The 2,626-nt window shown below is 53.8% G+C and carries 2 protein-coding genes; both read left to right on the plus strand.

The genetic code is table 11. The annotated features are described in order from the left end of the window. The first annotated feature begins 125 nt into the window (after positions 1–125). A complete protein-coding gene (istA, locus tag ACH6CV_RS18000) occupies positions 126–1,535 on the plus strand; it encodes an IS21 family transposase (RefSeq protein WP_456359601.1) in 1,410 nt (469 codons plus the stop codon). After that, positions 1,532–2,284, plus strand: a complete 753-nt coding sequence (gene istB / locus ACH6CV_RS18005) for an IS21-like element helper ATPase IstB (RefSeq protein ID WP_456359602.1) — start codon at positions 1,532–1,534, stop codon at positions 2,282–2,284. Before istA ends, istB begins: the two co-directional genes overlap by 4 nt. The last annotated feature ends 342 nt before the right edge of the window (positions 2,285–2,626 follow it).

Consider the following 2,626-nt stretch of genomic DNA (forward strand, 5'->3'; position numbering starts at 1 on the left):
TGTAAATGCTAAAATGGACTTGAGCCACTTTCGGTAGAATGCCAGCGAATAATTGAGCCACCCGACTATTTGCTCTACAATAGTCACAGGACTATTGGAAGGGGCGTTGAAAGGTGGTTACAACCTTGGATGTCTACAAGGAAATTCGTCGGTTGCAGTTGGAGGGCGTGACCAGCCAGCGCGGAGCGGCGAAGCGGCTGGGTATTTCGCGGAACACAGTGAAGAAATACTGGGAAGGAGCCAATGTTCCGTGGGATCACAAGCCCTACAACCGTGACGCAACTGTCATGACGCCCGGAGTGGTTCAGTTTGTGCAAGGCTGTCTGGATGAAGATGATGCCGTCAACATCAAGAAACAACGTCATACAGCTCGCCGCATCTACCAGCGGCTCGTAGAAGAGGGTGGCTTCACCGGCAGCGAATCCTCCGTGCGCAACCTTGTGCATGACATGAGGGCGGCGCGGAAAATCAGTCAAGTGTTCATCCCCCTTCGGTTTGCGCCAGGAGACGCGGTGCAGATCGATTGGGGGGAGGCCACATTCTTCATGGACGGTGAGAAAGAAAAGGTCAATCTCTTCTGTGCCCGCCTGTGCCACAGCTGTGCGCCTTACGTCGTTGCCTACAAACGGCAGAACTTGGAGAGCTTTCTGGACGCCATTATCCGTACATTTCAATACTTCGGCGGCGTTCCCCGGCGACTCATCTTCGACAATGCCAGGGTCGCAGTGAAGAGTGGGTTTGGGGCTCAGGCAGCCGCCCAGGATGATTACAGCCAGCTTGCCGCACACTACAGCTTCGAGCCGGTTTTCTGCAATCCCGCCTCCGGTAATGAAAAGGGACTGGTAGAAAACCTTGTGGGCTACATCCGGCGCAACGTTTGCGTCCCGCTGCCGCGAGTGAAGAGTCTGGAAGAGCTGAATGCAAAGCTGCTGGCGAAATGCACGCAGTATCTGAATCACCAGATTGAGGGACGCCCAGACAAGGTTGGCGTCATGCTGGAAGAAGACCGGGCGGCTTTGCAGCCCATGCCGCGTTATACGCCGGACATCTCAAAGAAGGTGTATCCCCGCGTTGGTCGGTATTCCACGGTTCTGTTCGAGACAAATCACTACTCTGTCCCCTGCAAATACCGCGGCAAAGCGACCACGGTGAAGGCCTATCCCAACCATGTGGAGGTTTGGATTGAAGGCACGATGATAGCCCGCCATAACCGGCTCTTTGGCCGTAAAGATGAATCGCTGGATATGCAGCATTATCTCCCGATTCTCGCGCAGAAAGGACGCGCTATCCGTTACGCCCGGCCTGTGCAGAACGCGGTCCCAGTTGAGTTCATTGACTGGCTGGAATGCCAGGAGCTCACATCCAAAGAGATTGTGGAGATGCTCAGCCAGTGCCTTGAAGTGGGCTACATTGCAATCATGGCCGGCGTTGTCCCCAGGAAAGACCAGCCCTCCGTTGAGGACACAGTCTCTGTTCCGCCAGTGAATCTTGAGGCATACGACTCCCTGTATGGAAAGGTGGTCGCTGTCTCATGATTGACCTCAGAGAAGAACAGATTAAGCTGTTGGCAAAGCAACTGAAGATGCCCACATTTTCGAGTTACATGGATATTCTGCGACAGGCCAAATCCGGGGCGGATTTCAGCGATTTGCTACTGGATTTGCTCATGGCTGAAACCCACGCCCGGCAAGAGAACCAGAATCGTAGGCGGCTCAAAGCGGCGGCTTTCCCTTACCAGAAGACGCTGGATGACTTCGATTTCTCCCAGCTGAACGAAAGCGTGTCGCCGGTGTTCATACAGGAATTAGCGTCATGCAAATTCATTGATGAGCACAAGAACATCGTCATGATTGGGAATCCCGGCAGGGGCAAAACCCATATTTCCATTGCCATTGGCCTGAAAGCCTGCCTGCAGGGATACCGGGTGTTATTTAAGAATGCCGGGAGCCTGTCCACAGAGCTGACGGAAGCCCGCGACGCTTACCAACTGGGACGTATTGGGCGTCTGTTGGACAAGACGGATCTGCTGATCCTGGACGAACTCAGCTACATGAGCTTCAACAAATACGAATCCGAGCTGCTCTTTAAAGTCATTTCCGAACGCAGTGAACGGTCCAGCACCATTGTCACGACAAATCTGCCGTTTTCTCGCTGGACGGAGCTGTTTGAAAACAGCACGATGGTCTCGGCTCTAGTTGATCGCCTGACCTTCCGTTCCCACGTTCTGGATATGAGCGGTCCATCCTTCCGGCTTCTCATCGCACAGGCCAACGCAAACCTGTAGCCCCTGGGGCTCTGCCCCAGACCCCGGAGTTTAGCGCATTCGTTTCCAGGAGGGCAGCGCGCTTCGCGCAACGAGAAAAGCGACACCGTGATGCCGCCCTCCCGCAAACCTCGTACACCGCTCCGGTCGCTCTCCAGCGTTGCCGTATCCTGTGAACGAGTAAAGCACCATGATTATACCGAGCAAAAGGAGGCTGAGTCAAGGGCAGAGGTGCCCCAAGTTTCATTCACACGTGGCTTAAGTATTCGCTGTCATTTTTACTCTTGGTGGCTCAAGTATTCGTTCACAAAAATGGCTCAAATATTGCTTAGCACTTGGCTCAGATTTTCGTTGACATTCACA

Source organism: Anaerozeibacter quisquiliarum, from assembly GCF_051162045.1.
Lineage (GTDB): Bacteria > Bacillota > Clostridia > Christensenellales > Aristaeellaceae > Anaerozeibacter > Anaerozeibacter quisquiliarum.